Consider the following 3,568-nt stretch of genomic DNA (forward strand, 5'->3'; position numbering starts at 1 on the left):
TGATCCGTTGAAAGGCATGCTCGCCAATTTCCTGTACGGCGTGGCCCGCAACCTCGTCCTGAGTCACGCGCGCCAGAACCGTCGCTGGGTGCAGCCGACCGGCGCGGATGACGAGGACGATGGCCCGGAGTGGGTCGACCCGGCGGCGGGGCCGTTGGCGAGGCTGCTCGACGATGAGGCGGTCGAGCACCTGCGGCACGCACTCGCGGGCCTGGCGCCGCATTACCGGGACGTCGTGATCTTGTTCGAGCTGCACGAAAAGTCGTATCAGGAAATTGCCCAGATCTGCCAACTGGAGATCGGCACCGTACGGTCGCGCCTGTCGCGTGGCCGTGCCGCCCTGGCGAAGGCGCTCGCGCCGTACCGGGCTAACGCAAAGGACATCGTATGAACATGTTCGATTTTGAGGACGATCACAACAACGGCAATAGCAATGGCCGGGCACCGGAATGGGAGGCTGCGCGCAGCACGCTCGCGCAGGCGGCGCCGCCGGACCACGTGGAGCAGGCCTTGCTGCGCGCTTTCGCCAAACGCCACGCGCCGCGGCCGTGGTACCGCCGGTGGGATATTGATGCGGTCGCATCCTGGGCCGGCATCGGCGCGGCGGGGTGTGCGCTGGCCATCGTCGGCATGAGCCTGCTGCCCACGGCGTCGCCATCGCCCCATGTCGTGCGTGTGCTGGCCTCGGCCGACGTCGGGTTCGTGTCGATCGTGCCCCCGGAGCGCATGGCGGCTGCAGTCAATCCCCAGCTGAAGCAGGCGGACATACCGCGCTCAGCCCTGGTGCAGATGGGTATTCCGATCGTTGCGGACGCGCCGAACGAACTGGTGCATGCCGAATTGATGGTGGCGGCTACCGGCGAGCCGCTGGCGATACGGCTGGCCGTGAACTGAGTCTTCATTTTTGATTTTTTCCAAGGAGGAGTTATGAAACGGACTTTGATGTCCGCTGGCCTCGCTTTGCTTGCGCTGGCGCCGGCAGCTTATGCGCAGCAGGGCGGCGGGGCAGCCGTGCCGGCGAATGAGGCGCTGGAAGTGATGCTGCTGCGGATCAGCGCATCGTCCCGCTGCACCGACGGGTGCGCGGTGCGCGGTCTGCCGTATTCCGCCGAGCGCGTGACGGAATCGGTGCGGGTACTGGCCGACGGTAACCGTATCGTCCAGCGCAATACGGAAAAAGTGTATCGGGATTCCGATGGGCGCACCCGGGTGGAATCGGAATGGCAGGGCAAAACCCTGGTGCAAATCCAGGATCCGGTTGCGGGCATGAGCTACCGCCTGTACCCGGAAACGAAAACGGGCTACCGGATGGCCATCGCGGCGCCGGCGCCCGCCGCCAGCACGCCCGGCACGGCGGTGACCGGGTCTGCGGCTGCCGCACCGGACGCCGCCAGGGTGGCCGAGCAACTGGCACCGGCGTTGCCCGTCGCGGGCGCCACGACCCAGTCGCGTTCGCTCGGCACGAAGCAGATCGACGGCATGACGGCCGAGGGGGGGCAGGCCACGGTCACTGTCCCGGCGGGGGCGGCCGGTAACGTCCGGCCGATGGTGACCACGAATGAAACGTGGTATGCGCGCGACCTGCGCATCTCGGTCCTGACCAAAACGAACAACCCGTTCGCCGGTGAAAGCGTGACGCGTGTGCAGAATCTGTCGCGCCTCGAGCCGCCGACGGCCCTGTTTGCTGTACCGGCAGATTACACGGTGCGCGAGATCGTGCGCCGCTGACATTTACCAAAATAAATATACCTCACACGAAAGGAAAGACCATGAAAGTTTCCGCGATACTGTTCAGCCTGCTGGTCGCGTGCCAGGCCCTGCCGGTAGCGATGCACTCGGCCGCCGCGCAATCCGAAGCCATGACGAACGTCGACATGAACGAAGTACAGCGAGCGCAATTTGCCGACCAATTTGGTCCGGAGCGCCTCCGCAACGAGTACAACGCTGCGGTTGTGAAGGCCAGCCAACCCGCCGGCAAGCGGCAGGCGTACACCTACGATTTCGTCGTGGACATGAACATGGCGCTCGCCGGTGGGAACTCGATGAAGACACAAACCAAGTCGTCGTATGCCTACGACAAGGACGGCCGCATGCGCACCACGTCGTCGATGGCTGGCCTGGAGCGCATCATCGTTGCCGATCCGACGACGCAGACTGTGTACCTCGTCTGCCCGGAGCGCAAGGAGGTCTTGCGCATGGCGGGCACGGCCCTGGTGTCCCCTCCGGGCACGGCGCCGGCATGGAAAATGCCCGACGTCGACAACTCCGGCACAAGCACCGATCTTGGCGAGAAGACGATCGCCGGCGTCAAGGCGAGGGGAACCAGGTTTGAAAAAACCATTCCCGCTGGCGCCCAAGGCAACGACAAGCCGTTGGTCCGTACGTCTGAAACCTGGTATTCCTTCGACCTGGTAACCCTCATGTATTCCCATGTTCATACGCCGGAGTTTGGTGATATCGTCATGAGCGTCGAAAACCTGAAGTTCGGCGACATTCCGGCGTCCACGTTCGCCTTGCCGGAAGGTTATGCGATCCGCGATATCGCGCTCGCCAAAAACGAAGCGAAATAAGGAAGCCATCCGCCAGGATTGCATGAATGATCACAGCATGGCAGCATGACGTGTCATTCTTATCAGGAATATTCATGCAATTCTCGCTTCGTCTTGCCGTCTGCGTCTTTCTTGTGGGATGCGCCACCAGCGCCGCCGGCCAGACATCGGCGCCGGCCGCCGAGCGTCCCGCCACGACGTTCCCGTACACGCCGGGCCTGGACCTGACGTCGATGGACCGCAATGCCGACCCGTGCGTCGACTTTTACCAGTACGCGTGCGGCGGCTGGATGAAGAACAATCCGATCCCGGCCGACCAGGCGCGCTGGGGTGTGTATGGCAAGCTGGCGCAGGACAACCGGCGCTACCTGTGGGGCATCCTCGAAGATCTGTCGAAGCGCCAGGAAGGCCGCAATGCGAACCAGCAGAAGATCGGCGATTACTTCGGCGCCTGCATGGACGAGAAGACCGTCGAGGAACGGGGCGCCGCGCCGCTGAAGCCTTACTTCGACGAGATCGCGACGCTGCGCTCGAACCGCGACCTGCCGCGCGTGCTGGCGCGCCTGCACCTGGCGCTGGCCGATCCGGGCCTGTACTTCGCCTTTTCGTCGAGCCAGGACTTCGCCGATTCCTCGCGCGTGATCGCGTTCGCGTTCGCCGGCGGCCTGGGCCTGCCGGACCGCGACGCCTACCTCAAGACGGACGCGAAGTCGAAAGAGATCCGCGCGAAGTACGTGACGCACATCGCGAACATGTTCCGGCTGTTGGGCGACGCGCCGGCAGAGGCGCAGCGCAACGCCGCGCGCGTGATGCAGATGGAGACGACGCTGGCGAAGGCATCGCTGTCGACCGTGGACAAGCGCGATCCGTATAAACTGTTTCACAAGGTCGATGCAAAGGGCCTGCAGGCGCTCATGCCGGGCTTCGACTGGCACGCCTACCTGGACGAACTGGGGCAGGGCGCGCAGGCCACGTTCAACGTCACGGAACCTGCGTTCTTCAAGGCGCTCGGCAAGTTG

The 3,568-nt window shown here is 64.3% G+C and carries 5 protein-coding genes; all 5 read left to right on the forward strand.

Annotation, left to right across the window (positions count from 1 at the left end; all coding sequences use genetic code 11):
* Window positions 1-391, forward strand: a 391-nt coding sequence (locus AC1DYX_RS29220; protein ID WP_477265431.1) for an RNA polymerase sigma factor, incomplete at its 5' end; no start/stop codon positions are given.
* Entirely contained in the window at window positions 388-894 is a 507-nt protein-coding gene (locus tag AC1DYX_RS29225; protein WP_477265433.1) for a hypothetical protein, read from the forward strand. The genes AC1DYX_RS29220 and AC1DYX_RS29225, both read left to right, overlap by 4 nt.
* 33 nt (window positions 895-927) lie before the next feature.
* On the forward strand, window positions 928-1,728 hold the full coding sequence (locus AC1DYX_RS29230) for a hypothetical protein (protein ID WP_477265435.1): 801 nt from the start codon (window positions 928-930) through the stop codon (window positions 1,726-1,728).
* 41 nt (window positions 1,729-1,769) lie between these two features.
* Window positions 1,770-2,570 carry a hypothetical protein gene (locus AC1DYX_RS29235; RefSeq protein ID WP_477265436.1) on the forward strand — a complete coding sequence of 267 codons (801 nt, stop codon included), beginning with the start codon at window positions 1,770-1,772 and terminating at the stop codon, window positions 2,568-2,570.
* A 74-nt stretch (window positions 2,571-2,644) separates the two neighbouring features.
* On the forward strand, window positions 2,645-3,568 hold a 924-nt coding region (locus AC1DYX_RS29240), incomplete at its 3' end, for a M13 family metallopeptidase (protein WP_477265438.1).

The organism is Massilia sp. P2_C2 (assembly GCF_056404615.1).